We start from the raw sequence: 13,329 nt of genomic DNA on the forward strand, positions 1-13,329 counted from the left end.
CCCGGCGAGGCACGCACCGGCCCGGCGATGCACGGGCGAGGAGCCCAACCCTTCGATGAACATCTTCTGGTTTCTTCCGACGCACGGTGACGGCCGCTATCTCGGCACTGCCGAGGGGGCGCGCCCCGTCTCGCTCTCCTACCTGCGCCAGATCGCGCAGGCCGCCGACGACCTCGGTTATCACGGCGTGCTGCTCCCCACGGGGCGGTCCTGCGAGGACGCGTGGGCGGTCGCGTCGGCCATGATCCCGCTCACGCAGCGGCTCCGGTTCCTCGTCGCGCTGCGCCCGGGCATCGTCTCGCCCACGTGGGCGGCCCGCATGGCCGCCACCGTCGATCGCCTCTCGGGCGGCCGCCTGCTGCTCAACGTGGTGACCGGCGGCGACCCCGCCGAGGCCGAGGGCGACGGCGTCTTCCTCGGGCACGACGAGCGGTATGCCGTGACCGATGAGTTCCTCACGATCTGGCGCCGCGTCATGGCCGGCGAGACGGTCGATTTCGAGGGCAAGCACCTGCGCGTCAAGGGCGCGAAGATCCTGTATCCGCCGATCCAGACGCCGCACCCGCCGCTCTATATCGGCGGGTCGTCGCCCGCGGGGCACGCGCTGGCGGCGCGCCACCATGACGTCTACCTGACCTGGGGCGAGCCGCCGGCCGCCGTGGCCGAGAAGATCGCCGACGTGCGCCGCCGCGCGGCCGCAGAGCAGCGCGAGGTGCGGTTCGGGATCCGGCTGCACGTCATCGTCCGCGAGACCGCCGAGGCGGCGTGGGCGGCGGCGAACGACCTCATTCGCCACCTCGACGACCGCGCCATCGCCGCGGCGCAGCAGGCCTTCTCGCGCTTCGACTCCGAGGGGCAGCGGCGCATGGCGGCGCTGCACAACGGCCGGCGCGAGGCGCTCGAGATCAGCCCGAACCTCTGGGCCGGCGTCGGGCTCGTCCGCGGCGGCGCCGGCACGGCGCTCGTGGGCGATCCCGAGACGGTCGCGCGCCGCATGCGCGAGTACGCGGACCTCGGCGTCGAGACGTTCATCCTGTCCGGCTATCCGCACCTCGAAGAGGCCTATCGCGTCGCCGAGCTGCTCTTCCCGCGGCTCTCCATCGAGCGGAAGGGGCTCGACGTCCGCCCGAACCTCACGGGCCCGTTCGGCGAGGTGATCGCCAACGACATCCTCCCCGCGCGGTCGCAGAGCTGATCAGGAAGGGACGTCGAGGCGCTCCCTCACCGCCGCCCGCACCTCTCCGGCCCTCCTCGACAGCGGGGCCGGGGGCTCCGACGTGGGCGGCGCCGCGAGCTCGCCCGACGGCAGCAGGCGCGCGCGCACGAGGTCGCGGCTGACGCCGAGCCGGCTCGCCGTCTGCCCCAGGTTGCGCTCGCAGCGGCGGTACACGGCGCGGATCACGACCTCCTCGACGCGCTCGTGCACGCCGGGGATGCCGCTCTCGTAGAGCGCGGCGATCGTCGTCTCGAGCGTGGCGATCAGCCCGTCGACCGTGGGCTGAGCGCTCGCCGGCGCGGGCGCCTTCGTCTGGAGGGCCGTGAGCCGCAGATCGTCCCTCGTCACGCGACCCGCGCGGCAGACGAGCAGCGCCTGACGGATGACCTGCTCGAGCTCGCGGATGTTGCCCGGCCACGCGTGCGCGAGCAGGCGCTCGACCGCGGACGACGCGAGCCCGCACGGCGCGGACCCGAGGCGGCGCGCGTGCAGCCCGACGAAATAGCGCGCGAGCGGCAGGATGTCGCCCGGCCGCTCGCGCAGGGGCGGCACGGCGACGGGCGCGCCGCTCAGCCGGGTGAGCAGGTCCTCGCGGAACCTGCCGACGGCGGCCACGCTCTCGAGCGGGACGCTCGTCGCGGCGATGACGCGCACGTCCACCGGCGCCGCCCTTCGCGCGCCGACGCGGACCGCGTCGCGCTCCTGGAGCAGGCGCAGCAGCCTGGCCTGCGCGCCGAGCGGCAGGTCCCCGACCTCGTCGAGGTAGAGCGTGCCGCCCTCGGCGTCCTCGAACAGGCCGCGCCCCCGGGGGCAGATCTGCGGCTCGTGGCCGAAGAGCTCGGCCTCCGCGAGCGACGGCGACAGCGCTCCGCAGCTGACGGCGATGAAGGGGCGGGCGCGCCGCGCGCCGAGCTCGTGCACGTGCCGCGCCAGGATCTCCTTCCCGGTCCCGGTCTCCCCGCTGATCAGCACCACCGCGTCGGTCGATGCGACCTGCTTCACGCGCTGGAGCAGCTGTTGCGATCTGGGGTCCTCGAAGACGAGGGCCCTCGCGCGCTCGGTCGGGGGTGTTGTCGATTCCGGGGCGGGGAGGGTGAGCAAGCGCATGGGTCTAACCTCGAATCGCCAGCCAGTTCCTGGCATGTGGCCTGCAATGAAGCTGCAGTGGGCCTGCGACGGACTTGCGGTGAGCTCGACGAGCGCGAGCGCCGCCCTCTCCCCGGCCGGACCTCAGGCGGCGGCGACCTCGCGCGCCGGGAGCGCGAGTCCTTCGCGGAGCACGCTGTCGATGAAGGGCCTCACGATCTCTTCCAGCTTGTTCCCGAGCTCGTCGTCGATCTCGAGCTGCCCGTCCTCGCCGAGCCGCAGCGCCTTGTCGAGGAGGAACAGCCCTGCGAGCACGTGCCGCGCGCCGAGCGACTGGAGGACCGGGCGCAGCCCGTAGTCGATGGCGAGCACGTGCGCGAGCGTCCCGCCCGTCGCGAGCGGCAGCACGGCCTTCCCCGCGAGCCCGAACTGCGGCAGGAGGTCGAGCAGCGCCTTGAGAGCGCCCGTGTACGAGGCCTTGTAGATGGGCGTCGCGATGACGACCCCGGCCGCCTCGGCGATGATCCGCGTCGCCTCCGCGACAGCGGGGGAGTCGACGCGGCCGAAGAGGACGTCCTCGGCCGGGAGATCGCGGACGTTGATGGTGGTGACGCGGAACCCCTCGCGCCCGAGCCGCGCCCCGATGCGGGCCGCGAGCGCCCCTGTCTTCGAGCGCGCGGAGACGCTCCCCGTGATGATGGCAATGCTTGACATGGGCGCGTCATAACAAGGCCAGCGCCCTGTGTCTACTATAACGGATGAATCATCCGTCATAAGAGATGGTGCTCGATGGGCCGGCGCCTTGGCGGCGCAGGCAGGCCCGTTTCCCGGGGGCCGTGGCCATCGCCGCGGCGCCTGGCAGCAACCACATGCACCTCCATGACGTCCGGCGGGCCCTCGGCCGCGCTCTTGCTGCCGTATCGATCCGCGCCGTGCCGGTCGTCGTTCATGCCCCTTGTCAGGTGGATGTACCGAGCGCGCGCTTCCTTCATGCAATCGACGTCGCGCACGGATCTCTCGTCCCCATCTGGGGCTCCCCCACAGCCAGGCACGAGCTCTCCACTGGAGAGCAGTCGGCTCGGATCTCCGCCGCTGGCCAACCCACTGCGATCCAGGAAACAAAAAGAAAGAAGAGGACACCGGCGGGGGGGAGCCGGCGTCCTCTTCATGAGCGCGCGCTCGGGGAGCGCGCGCCCGCGGCTAGTTCTCGAACCGGACGATGTCCGGGTAGTACGGACCCGAGCTGGTGGTCGCGTCGACGTTGATCTGCAGCTTCACGTTGGTGGGGCGGGGAGTCGCGCTCAGCGCGTTCCTGGTGGCCGTCGGCAGCTGGGCGAACTGGACCCTCACGAACTTACGCCGATCGAGGGGGGGGAGCGCGACGTTGCCAATCCATGGGTGGTTGACGCCGGCGGACGGGATCGTGGGACTCAATCGATTCATCGAGCTGACATTCCTGTGCACATCCGCTCGCGCGCCGGAGTCCTGGTGTCCGCCGTGCCTGGCGCTCCTGCGTCGTCCTTCTTCTTCAGGGGGCGGCGCCGACGGCTTCAGGGGGGCGGCGCCGACGGCTTCAGGGGGCGGCGCCGACGGCCCGGTGCACGCGGTCGGCGTAGGAGGTCGACGGGTACCGCGCGAGGAACGCGTCGGCGCGCGCCCGCGCCTCGTCGACGCGCCCGAGGCGCACCAGCGCGCGGATCGCGACGTACTCTCGCTCCTCCACGAGCCGCCCCGCCGGGAACTCGCGCTGGTGCTCGCCCACCGCCGACAGGGCGGCCTCCGGGTTCTGCGTGGCCGCCGCCCTGGCCCGGTCGATGAGGTTGGACTCCCGGAGCAGCTCGTCGCTGTCGAGCGGGGCGGCCGGCGCCGCCGCGGCCGGCCGGGTGTTCCGCGGCGCCTCGCGTCGCGCAGGGGGCGCGGCCGGGCGCGGCGCCTCGACCTCTGGCGCGGGCTCGGGCGCCGGGGCCACCTGCGTCGGCGCCGCGACCGGCACGCCGTTGTGCGCGCGCGCGAGCAGCCGCTCCAGCGGCAGGTCCGTGAGCACCGGCGGGGCCGCCGTCGAGGCGGCGCCACCCAGACCGTCGTCGAGGGCGGCGGAGAGCCCGGCCCCGCCGAGCCCGAGCCCCACCGCGACAAGGAGCCCCTTGACCCACATCGGCAGCGTCGTCCCGGCGCCCGCGGCCGTCCCCAGCGGCGCCACCCGGGCCGCGGTGCGCGCGAGCTCGGCGGACGTCATCGGCCGCGGGCGCGACGCGGCGCGGAGAAGCTCGCGGGCACCCTGCGGGGCACCCCCACCGTCCTGGATCCATCGCTTCGGATCGCTCATGTCGCCCCCCTGCGCGTGCGCTCGGTCTCGGCCTTTTTTAACAGAGTCGCGAACTCTTTGCGCGCTGCATGGAGCCGCGAGTAGACGGTCCCGACGGGGACGCCGACCAGGCTCGCGATCTCGTTGCACGGCATCTCTTCGATCTCGAACATGACGAACACGGCCCTGCGGTCGAGATCCATGGCCTCGAGGATCGCCTCGAGCTGCAATCTCGCCTGCTGTTGGGAGGTGGCCTCTTCGGGGCTTCTCGCGGAGTCGGGCACGTCGTCGACCACCTCGCCGAGCCGCTCCCGCCGCGTGTGCGCGCGGCGGCGGTGCGACGCGGCGACCCGCCGGCAGATGGCGAAGAGCCACGTCGTGACGGGGCACGCCCAGTCGAACGAGGGGAGGCGGCGCTGGATGACGATGAAGACGTCCTGGAAGGCGTCTTCCAGGTCGGGCTGCTGGATGCCGAACCTTTGCAGGGTGGCCCAGACGAAGCCGCCGTGCTCGGCGTGCAAGGCGACGAGGCTCTGAGGCGGCTGCTTGGCGCCGCCCAGGACCCCGGCTTGTAAGCATTGCTCCACGCCCTGGTGAATGCCGGTGACCGGGGGATCCTTCATCAAAAGGTGACCCCGACGCCTCCGAACGCCGCGCCGGCGACGACCGGCTGCTCGAAGGGCACCGGCCGCTCTCCCTCGAGCTGGAAGCTGTACCGCGTCATGGGAACGAAGAGGTCGATCCCTGTCTCGAGCTGCAGCGGCCCGAGGATGCGGAGGGCGAGCCGCGCGCCCGCGCTGGCGCTGACCCACGCCCGCGCGCCGGGATCCGTGGGGACGTACCGCTCGTCCTCGTCGATGACGGCGTAGACGGCGCCCACGAGGAGTCGGCCGCAGAGCCCGAAGGCGACCGTCCGGCTGCGGATCGCCTCCGCGCACGCGCCGAGCCAGCCCGCGGTGAGGCCGAAGGCGAAGGTCGGGTCGGTCGCGTGCTGCTCCGGGAGCCACAGCGTCCCCGTCTCGAGGGTGAGCCGCGGCAGGAGCGCCCACTCGCCCGCGAGCGCGAGGCCGGCGCCGGGCGAGGGGACGAGGCCCACCGAGGCGAACCCGCGCCAGGTGATCGAGAGCCCTGCGGGCTGCGGGCTCGGGGCCGGCGCCGGGGGCGCTGGCCTGGTCTCCGCCGGCCAGGGGAACGGCGGCTCCGGCGGCTTCGTGGCCGCCGGAGGGGGCGGAGGACGCGGCGGCGGCTCGGGGGCCGGCGGCTCGGGGGGGGCGGCCGGGGAGGCGAGATCGGCGTCGGGATCGACGGCGAGGACGATGATCTGCGTCACGGCGGCCACGATCCCGTCGCAGCTCATGCCGTGATCGGCGATGGCGCGGACGGTCGGGGGGGCGCCGTCGCACCCCTCGGTGCGTACCTGGGCCGACCAGGCCCCGGGCTGGCCCTGCACCACGGCCTCGATCGAGGTGACCTTGCCCGACGTGACGAGCTCCCGCCCGAGCCGCCGCGAGACCTCGGCGCGGATCTGCGATGCCGACGGGCATTTCCCCTCTGCGCCCTCGAGGCGCGCCCACGAGACGTCCGCGGCGGCGGGGTCGCACTCCTCTGCCAGCGCTGCCGCGGGGGCGACCGCAGCGCCTACGGAGGCGACGGCCGCCGCCAGCGCACGTACGGCCCCCGCGCTCACCATCGCGTCACACCTCGCCAGCGGCGCGGGGATCTGCGGGCGGCGGAGCGACTTCTTACGGTGCGACGCGTCATCAGGGAGAGGATGGTAGCTCACTCGAAGAGAGCGGCGCCCCTGTACATCCAGGGCATCCACAAGTCACAGCAATTTACGGCGCCACTGCGGGCTTGCTTCCATGGCGTGTACACGAGAAGCACCGCGTGGAGAAGGATCGGCGCCTGCGCGGTTCACGTCGTCTCGACGTCCGGTTCGCGCGGCGTGCGGCCGGGAGCGTTCCTCCGGTGCGACCCTGTCCTCGGGTCCATTAGGATGGGCGCCGACGATGCTGACCGCCGGATCGCGCCGCGCGCGCTGGTTGCTCCATTGCTGGATTTTTACCGCCGTGTCGTTCTCGGGGGTCGCCTGCGCTGTGGTTCGGCCTTGCCCTCCGGCGCCTGTCGCGCCTGTCGCGCCGGCTCGAGCCGCTGCCCCGCCGCCGCCGGTGCCGGTGCCGGCATCGACGCCGGCACCGGCGCCGGAGGACGACGAACGGCCGGAGCTCGCGGTGCTGCCCGTGCTCGACGACGAGCTGTTCCGCGACGAGCGCGCCGTCCTGCGGCAGACGCTCGCGAACGTGCTCGCGGAGCGGGCGCCGGACCACGCGCTGGTCCCGCTGGACGAGGTCGACGCGAAGCTCCGTCCCGTGTCGGCGACGACGGGCGCGCGCTGCGCGTTCGACGAGGTCCCGCTCGAGCGGCGCGCCGAGGACGCGGGGTGGCGCTGGACCGAGATCCTGCACATCGGCGGCCTCCCCGGGAGCTCCGGCGAGGAGCTGTGGGTGGAGCTCGTGGGCGGGGGCAACACGACGATGGTGACGTTCGGCGGCCCTCTGGACCCGACGGCCGCGCCGCTCACGCGCTACCTGAAGGCGTTCGCGGCGCTCGAACGGAAGCCTGACGGCGCCGCGGTGTTCGGCGGCCTCGCCGGCGGCGGCGGGGCCGGCGCCGTGACGGAGGGCGCCGTCACCCTGTGCGAGCAGGTGCCCTTCTCCGCGTGCCGGCCCGAGACGAGCAGCTGGCGCGATCGGGCCGCCGCGCTCGCCGCGTGTTACGCGGGTGAGGACGCGGCGGCGGACGAGCTCCTGATCGACGCGCCCGCCGCGCGCTGCGAGATCGCCGATCTCGACGATGTCGAGGGGCGGCGGGGGAAGCGCGAGGCCTGCCTTTGCGCGGCGGTCCGGAGCTCGGCGGGGCTGCAGGCGGCGGGCGGGCGGCGCGTGCTGCGCGTCGACTACGCTGCGCCCGAGATCGCGGGCCGGCCGCGCCCCGAGCTGCGCGTCGTCGACGCGACGACGAACCTGCACGCCGCGGAGGAGTGGCACGCCACGCGCGCGCCGGACGTATCGCGCGTCTCGCGGTCGGTCCACCGGCTCGGCATCGACAACCTGGACGCGCTCGCCCCGGCGCTCGCGCGCTGCGAAGCGACGCCGGGCGGGCTTGTCGTGGCGCAGCTCGACGCCCGCGAGGACGGCTCGGTCGAGCGCGTCCGGGTGCTGTCCGGCGCGCCGCGGCCCGCGCTCGCGGCGTGCGTGGAAAAGGCGCTTTCGCGAGGCCGCCTGGCGTGCACCAGCGACGGCAAGCCCGCGGCCGTGCGCGTCGCGGTGGAGTGGCCGGCGGCCACGCGGTGAGCGAGCACGGGAGGTCGCGTCGGGGATCCATTACATGAGCTCGCTCCAGGCGCCGTTCACGGCCAGACCGCCGGCTACTTCGTGTTTTCTGGAAGAAGTGCTGGCGCCACTGCTTCGATTTTGTTAGAAGTAGGGCGTGCCGTCGAAGCTCGACCACCACGCCGAGCAGCTCGCCGCGCTCGGTCACCCGGTGCGGCTCTCGGTCCTGCGCTTCGTGGTGCAGGCCGGCGCGGAGGGCGCCTCTGCTGGCGACATCCAGGCGCACGTCGGACTGGCTGCCTCGACGCTGAGCCACCACCTGAAGCGGCTCGTCGACGCGGGCGTCCTGAGGACGCGCTCGGAAGGGACGTTTCACTACTACAGCGCCGCCTACGACGCGCTTCGCGCCCTCACGGAGTACCTCTGGGAAGACTGCTGCAAGCGCGGCAAGTCGTGCTGCTGACCGCTCTTTTTTTACCCTCTAATTCGACATTTTTGGAAGAAAGGTGCGCGATGAACATCATCAAGCCTCACGTCTCGCTCAACGTCTCCAACATCGACGCCTCGGTTGCGTTCTACGAGAAGGCGTTTGGCGTCCGGGCCACCAAGCGTCGTCCTGGCTACGCGAAGTTCGACCTCGCGTCGCCTTCCTTGAACCTCACGATGCAGGAGGCGCCGCGGACGGGCGTCAACGCGAGCCACTTCGGCGTCCAGGTGGCGAGCACGGAGGACGTGCTCGAGGCCAGGAGCCGCTTCGAGGCCGCGGAGCTCAGGACCTTCACGGAGGAGGACACGGCCTGCTGCTACGCGGTGCAGGACAAGGTCTGGATCGAGGATCCCGACGGCAACTCGTGGGAGGTGTTCGTGGTCAAGGGCGACGCGGCCGTGATGGGGAGTCAGCCGGCGATACCCTCGAAGGGCGAGGCCCCGTGCTGCGCGCCCCGGTGCTGCGCCCCGTCCGGGCTCGACGATGCCGCCGCGCGCTGACCTCACCCGCAGGGCCGTCGCCGAGGCGCTCGGGACGGCCCTGCTGCTCGCGACCGTGGTGGGGTCCGGGATCATGGCCGAGCGCCTCGCCGGCGGGAACGCGGCGATCGCCCTGCTCGCGAACACGATCGCGACGGGGGCCGCGCTGGTGGCGCTCATCCTGACCTTCGGGGCCATCTCCGGCGCGCACTTCAACCCCGCCGTCACGCTCGCCGACGCGAGCCAGGGCGGGCTCCCCTGGCGAGAGGTGCCCGCGTACCTCATGGCCCAGGTCGCCGGCGCCTTCGCGGGCGTCGCGGTGGCCCACGTCATGTTCGGCGAGGCCCTCTTCTCGGCGTCGCGACACGACCGCTCGGGGCTCGCCCAGCTCATGAGCGAGTTCGTCGCGACGTTCGGGTTGCTCGCCGTCATCTGGGGCGGCGTCCGGAGGCGGACCGAGGCGGTCCCCTTCGCCGTCGGCGCGTACATCACCGCCGCCTACTGGTTCACCTCGTCCACGTCGTTCGCCAACCCGGCCGTGACGCTCGCCAGGGCCGCGAGCGACACGTTCTCCGGCATCCGCCCGGCCGACGCGCCGGGGTTCATCGTCGCGCAGCTCGCAGGGGCAGCGGCGGCGACGCTCGTGTTTCGCTGGCTCGTTCCCGCCCTGCCCAGGGTCGCCGATCGCGTCGTCGATCGCGCGCTCCCGGAGGATGTTCCATGAAGACCGTGCTCTTCGCCTGCATTCACAACGCGGGCCGCTCCCAGATGGCCGCAGCGTGGTTCAACGCTCTATCCAACCCTTCCAGGGCGCGCGCCATCTCGGCCGGCACCGCGCCCGGCCCGCGCGTCCATCCCGAGGTGCTCGCCGCGATGGCGGAGGAGGGGATCGACCTCTCGGCCGTGAAGCCCCAGCGGCTCACCGACGAGCTGGCGAGTCAGGCAGCGCTGCTCGTCACCATGGGATGCGGGGAAGCGTGCCCCGCGGTTCCAGGGCTTCGCCGTGAAGACTGGCCCCTCGAGGATCCCAAGGGGAAGCCGGTGGAGCGCGTGCGGGAGATCCGCGACGAGGTCCGCGCGCGGGTGGAGGAGCTCGTCGCGCGCGAGGGGTGGGCTGACGCTGGCACGGGCGCAGGCGGCCGAGCATGAGCTTCGAGCCGGTTCGGTCCCCGAAAACGCGCGCGTGATCGGCCCTCCGGGCCGTGGCGGCGCGCCGCGCTGATCTGCGCAGCGTCGCGCTGAGCTGCTCACTCAGCGCCGCGCTGGCGCCGCCTGCGCCCGCGCGCTCCGCCGCGCAAGGGCGTGGTAGAACGGCGCGTGCATTCCACGATCTCGGCCTCGGCGCGCGCCTCGCGGCGCGATCCCGTCGCGACGGGCGCCCGGAACTGGCTTTGCGGGGCGCTGGTCGGCGCGTGCTGCGCCGGGGCGCTGGGCTGCGCGACGAGCTCGCCCCCGGCGCCCGCGCCCGCCGCGCCGGCCGCCGCCTCGACGGCGAAAGCGGCGAGCTCCGCGCCCGCCGGCGCGCCGCCCGCACCTCCGCCGGCCGATCCCGAGCGACCCACCGAGGCGCCTCCGCGCGAGCGCTGGGTCGGTACGCTGGAGCTCACGAAGGGCGCGCAGCCCATGATCGCCGGGCGGATCATGTCGCGGGAGGACGCCGAGCGCTGGCTCGGCCCCGACTGGCGCGCGCTGAGCGGGCAGCGCGTCCGCGTGCTGGCGGTGCTGCGGGACCACGTCTGCGAGCCGCACGCGCAGTGCCTGCAGGGCGGGCGCATCCCGCTGCTCGAGCAGGTCGCGTCGGTCGACCTGTGCACCGGCCCCGGCCCCGCCGGCCGGGCGGAGGGCGTCGATTGCGCCCCATCGCCTGCCCAGAGCGCGCGCTGCAAGGCCGAGTGCAGCAGCCTCAGCGACAGCTGCGATCATCAGGGCGCCGGCGACCGCGGCGCGCTGCGCCGCTGCGGGTGCGCCAGGATCACGTGCGAGCAGGGCTGCGACGAGAGCGGCGAGCCCTCGTTCGCGTGCAGGTGAGGTAGGCCGCCTCGCGCCGCGCTGCCGCCGGCGCGCGCGGCCGCGGGCGAGGGGCAGGGGACAAAGCGGCGAAGGCCGCCCGGCGCATGCCAGGCGGCCTCCGCGACCGAGCTTCCGCTGCGCTGGATCAGGCGACTTCGCGCGCGAGGACCGGCGCCGCAGAGGGCGCCGAGGACGGGGGCTCCGACACGGCCGTATGGACGCCGCCCTCGCCGAGCGAGTAGGCCTCCTCGCCGTGGAGCATGCCGTCGAGTCCCTCGTCTTCGGTCTCCGCGTCGACCCGGAAGCCCATCACCGCGTTGATCCCCTTCACGAGCACGAAGGTGACCACCGCCGCGTAGCCCGCCGCGACGGCGGCCGCGATGGCCTGCTCCGTGAGCAGCGCGGAGTTGCCCTTGATGAGGCCGTCCTGGCCGGCCGAGTTCCACACCTTGGAGGCGAACACGCCGGTGAGGAGCGCGCCGAGGAGGCCGCCCACGCCGTGGATGCCGAACGCGTCCAGGCTGTCGTCATAGCCCAGCTTGCCCTTCATCATCACGGCGCCGTAGCACACGGCGCCCGCCGCGAGCCCGATCGCGATGGAGGCCATCGGCCCGACGAAGCCCGCCGCCGGCGTGATGGCGACGAGGCCCGCGACGAGCCCCGACGCCACGCCGAGGAGCGACGGCTTGCCGAAGCGCACGGCCTCGATGAGCGCCCAGGCGAGCGCGCCGATGGCGGCCGCGATGTGCGTGTTCACGAACGCCACCGTCGCGAGCCCGTTCGCGGCGAGCGAGGAGCCGCCGTTGAAGCCGAACCAGCCGAACCACAGCATGCCGGCGCCGAGCAGCGTCATGGTGAGGTTGTGCGGCACGATCTTGCGCGCCGGGTACCCCTTGCGCTTGCCGATCATGATCGCCATCACGAGCGCGCTCGCGCCCGAGGCGAGGTGCACGACGGTGCCGCCGGCGAAGTCGAGCGCGCCGCGCGAAAGGAGCCACCCGCCCGGGTTCCACACCCAGTGACAGATGGGGCTGTAGACCGCGAGCGACCAGAGCAGCGTGAACACGACATACGACGAGAACTTGATGCGCTCGGCGTACGCGCCGGAGATCAGCGCCGGCGTGATGATGGCGAACATCATCTGGAACGCCATGAACAGGAGGTGAGGCACCGTCGTCCCGGCGCGCGGGTCGGTGCCAACACCGTTCAGGAACGCGTAGTCCAGACCGCCAATGAACCCGCCCTTGGTCTCGGCGAACGCCAAAGAGTAACCGAGCGTTACCCACGCCAGGGTCACGATCCCCATGGCGAAGAAGCTGTGCATGAATGTGCTGAGCGTGTTTTTCGTTCGGACCATGCCCCCGTAAAACAGGGCCAGCGCTGGCGTCATCAGCAGAACCATTGCCGACGAGACCAGGAGCCAGGTGGTGTCCGAGGCGTTGATTTCGTTCACTGGTGGCCTCCTCGACCGCGAAGGTAAGAGAAGGCAGTTTTCGGGAATGTTTCGCCGGCATGTACTTCACGAACTCGTGAAACATGCCACCGCGACGCAGCGAGTCAGTCCCGTGCGCTGCCCAACCACCCGGGCGCGTCACAGACTGGGACGTACAGCCGGTCGATGGATTTGCAGCGCGGCTACATGGCGGCGCGGCGCTCCTCGGGTCAGCGCCACTCCGGGTAGAGGGCCTTCCCTGTCTCGAGGAGGCTCTTCATGCTCGACAGGATCGCCGGCCACCCGTTGCTGATGGCCGGGAGCACCTTGCTGTCCTCCGCGAAGTCGCCGTGGGTGAGCGTGAGCTTCACGTGCGGGCCGAGCAGGGTCAGCTCGAAGGTGACGCGCGACGGGCGCTCGCCGTGCTTGTTGCCGAAGGTGTAGGAGAGGAGCCGCGGCGGGTTGGCCTCGAGGATCTCGCCTTCCCAGTCGAAGGAGCCGTCTTCCTTGACGTGCCTCACGGACGACCCGGGCCTCCAGTCGGACTGGATGGTCCTGCCGCCCCAGTATTGCCGGGTGAACTCCCCGGTGGTCAGCGCCTCCCACACCTTCTCCAGCGTCGAGGCGATGTACGTCACGTAGACGAACTCGGGCTTACTCATCGTTGCTCTCTCCCTCCAGCGTGCGCTTGAGCGCGCCGAGCGCGCGCACGCGCTGCCGCTCGTATTTGCCTATCCACCGCTCGTAGATCTCGCCGATGGGCGCGGGGTTCAGGTAGTGGAGCTTCTCCCGGCCCTGCCAGACGACGACGACGAGGTTCGCTCCCTCGAGCACGGCCAGGTGCTTGCTCACCGCCTGGCGCGTCATCTCCAGCCCCTCGCAGAGCTGCCCGAGGGTCCGGCCGTTCTCGGCGTGCAGCCGATCGAGCAGCTTCCTGCGGCTCCGGTCGGCGAGCGCCTTGAAGACCTTGTCCATCGAGCCA

Annotated in this window: 17 protein-coding genes; 7 read left to right on the forward strand and 10 right to left on the reverse strand. The window is 72.6% G+C overall.

The annotated features are described in order from the left end of the window. Positions 1 to 55 precede the first annotated feature (55 nt). The gene (ssuD, locus tag WME89_RS14345; RefSeq protein ID WP_437625745.1) at positions 56 to 1,195 is read left to right on the forward strand and encodes an FMNH2-dependent alkanesulfonate monooxygenase; all 1,140 of its coding nucleotides are present in this window, start codon (positions 56 to 58) and stop codon (positions 1,193 to 1,195) included. Here the strand turns inward: ssuD and WME89_RS14350 are convergent, their stop codons facing one another. The 7 genes from WME89_RS14350 to WME89_RS14380 all read right to left on the reverse strand — a co-directional run bounded on the left by WME89_RS14350 (position 1,196) and on the right by WME89_RS14380 (position 6,297). Beyond that, positions 1,196 to 2,323, reverse strand: a complete 1,128-nt coding sequence (locus WME89_RS14350; protein WP_438009737.1) for a sigma 54-interacting transcriptional regulator — start codon at positions 2,321 to 2,323, stop codon at positions 1,196 to 1,198. A gap of 123 nt (positions 2,324 to 2,446) precedes the next feature. Continuing rightward, a complete protein-coding gene (gene ssuE, locus WME89_RS14355; RefSeq protein WP_437666770.1) occupies positions 2,447 to 3,016 on the reverse strand; it encodes an NADPH-dependent FMN reductase in 570 nt (189 codons plus the stop codon). Positions 3,017 to 3,072: 56 nt separating this feature from the next. Further along, the gene (locus WME89_RS14360; RefSeq protein ID WP_438009738.1) at positions 3,073 to 3,312 is read right to left on the reverse strand and encodes a hypothetical protein; all 240 of its coding nucleotides are present in this window, start codon (positions 3,310 to 3,312) and stop codon (positions 3,073 to 3,075) included. Between the two features lie 190 nt (positions 3,313 to 3,502). Beyond that, on the reverse strand, positions 3,503 to 3,745 hold the full coding sequence (locus WME89_RS14365; protein WP_438009739.1) for a hypothetical protein: 243 nt from the start codon (positions 3,743 to 3,745) through the stop codon (positions 3,503 to 3,505). Positions 3,746 to 3,875: 130 nt separating this feature from the next. After that, complete coding sequence (locus tag WME89_RS14370; protein ID WP_438009740.1) at positions 3,876 to 4,628, reverse strand: hypothetical protein; 753 nt, start codon at positions 4,626 to 4,628, stop codon at positions 3,876 to 3,878. Further along, positions 4,625 to 5,230 carry an RNA polymerase sigma factor gene (locus tag WME89_RS14375; protein WP_438009741.1) on the reverse strand — a complete coding sequence of 202 codons (606 nt, stop codon included), beginning with the start codon at positions 5,228 to 5,230 and terminating at the stop codon, positions 4,625 to 4,627. Before WME89_RS14375 ends, WME89_RS14370 begins: the two co-directional genes overlap by 4 nt. Then, positions 5,230 to 6,297, reverse strand: a complete 1,068-nt coding sequence (locus WME89_RS14380; protein WP_438009742.1) for a hypothetical protein — start codon at positions 6,295 to 6,297, stop codon at positions 5,230 to 5,232. The genes WME89_RS14375 and WME89_RS14380 overlap by 1 nt, the downstream gene beginning before the upstream one ends. Before the next feature lie 319 nt (positions 6,298 to 6,616). Between WME89_RS14380 and WME89_RS14385 the strand changes: the two genes are divergently transcribed. From WME89_RS14385 to WME89_RS14410, 6 genes are all read left to right on the forward strand, one after another. Further along, positions 6,617 to 7,960 carry a hypothetical protein gene (locus WME89_RS14385; RefSeq protein WP_438009743.1) on the forward strand — a complete coding sequence of 448 codons (1,344 nt, stop codon included), beginning with the start codon at positions 6,617 to 6,619 and terminating at the stop codon, positions 7,958 to 7,960. A gap of 136 nt (positions 7,961 to 8,096) precedes the next feature. Next, on the forward strand, positions 8,097 to 8,402 hold the full coding sequence (locus tag WME89_RS14390; RefSeq protein ID WP_436617006.1) for an ArsR/SmtB family transcription factor: 306 nt from the start codon (positions 8,097 to 8,099) through the stop codon (positions 8,400 to 8,402). 50 nt (positions 8,403 to 8,452) lie between these two features. Beyond that, positions 8,453 to 8,926 (forward strand): ArsI/CadI family heavy metal resistance metalloenzyme, encoded by a 474-nt coding sequence (locus WME89_RS14395; RefSeq protein ID WP_438009744.1) that lies wholly within the window; start codon positions 8,453 to 8,455, stop codon positions 8,924 to 8,926. Further along, positions 8,910 to 9,629: an aquaporin gene (locus tag WME89_RS14400; protein ID WP_438009745.1), complete on the forward strand. Its 720-nt coding sequence runs from the start codon at positions 8,910 to 8,912 to the stop codon at positions 9,627 to 9,629. The genes WME89_RS14395 and WME89_RS14400 overlap by 17 nt, the downstream gene beginning before the upstream one ends. Beyond that, a complete protein-coding gene (locus tag WME89_RS14405; protein ID WP_438009746.1) occupies positions 9,626 to 10,054 on the forward strand; it encodes an arsenate reductase ArsC in 429 nt (142 codons plus the stop codon). Before WME89_RS14400 ends, WME89_RS14405 begins: the two co-directional genes overlap by 4 nt. 168 nt (positions 10,055 to 10,222) lie before the next feature. After that, the gene (locus tag WME89_RS14410; RefSeq protein ID WP_438009747.1) at positions 10,223 to 10,933 is read left to right on the forward strand and encodes a hypothetical protein; all 711 of its coding nucleotides are present in this window, start codon (positions 10,223 to 10,225) and stop codon (positions 10,931 to 10,933) included. 127 nt (positions 10,934 to 11,060) lie between these two features. Here WME89_RS14410 and WME89_RS14415 read toward each other — a convergent pair whose 3' ends face one another. From WME89_RS14415 to WME89_RS14425, 3 genes are all read right to left on the reverse strand, one after another. Next, complete coding sequence (locus tag WME89_RS14415) at positions 11,061 to 12,368, reverse strand: ammonium transporter (RefSeq protein ID WP_438009748.1); 1,308 nt, start codon at positions 12,366 to 12,368, stop codon at positions 11,061 to 11,063. 209 nt (positions 12,369 to 12,577) lie between these two features. Continuing rightward, entirely contained in the window at positions 12,578 to 13,009 is a 432-nt protein-coding gene (locus WME89_RS14420; protein ID WP_438009749.1) for an SRPBCC family protein, read from the reverse strand. Then, positions 13,002 to 13,322, reverse strand: a complete 321-nt coding sequence (locus WME89_RS14425) for an ArsR/SmtB family transcription factor (protein ID WP_436626095.1) — start codon at positions 13,320 to 13,322, stop codon at positions 13,002 to 13,004. The genes WME89_RS14420 and WME89_RS14425 overlap by 8 nt, the downstream gene beginning before the upstream one ends. Positions 13,323 to 13,329: the final 7 nt, after the last annotated feature.

Source organism: Sorangium sp. So ce321, assembly GCF_051530195.1.
Classification (GTDB): domain Bacteria; phylum Myxococcota_A; class Polyangia; order Polyangiales; family Polyangiaceae; genus Sorangium.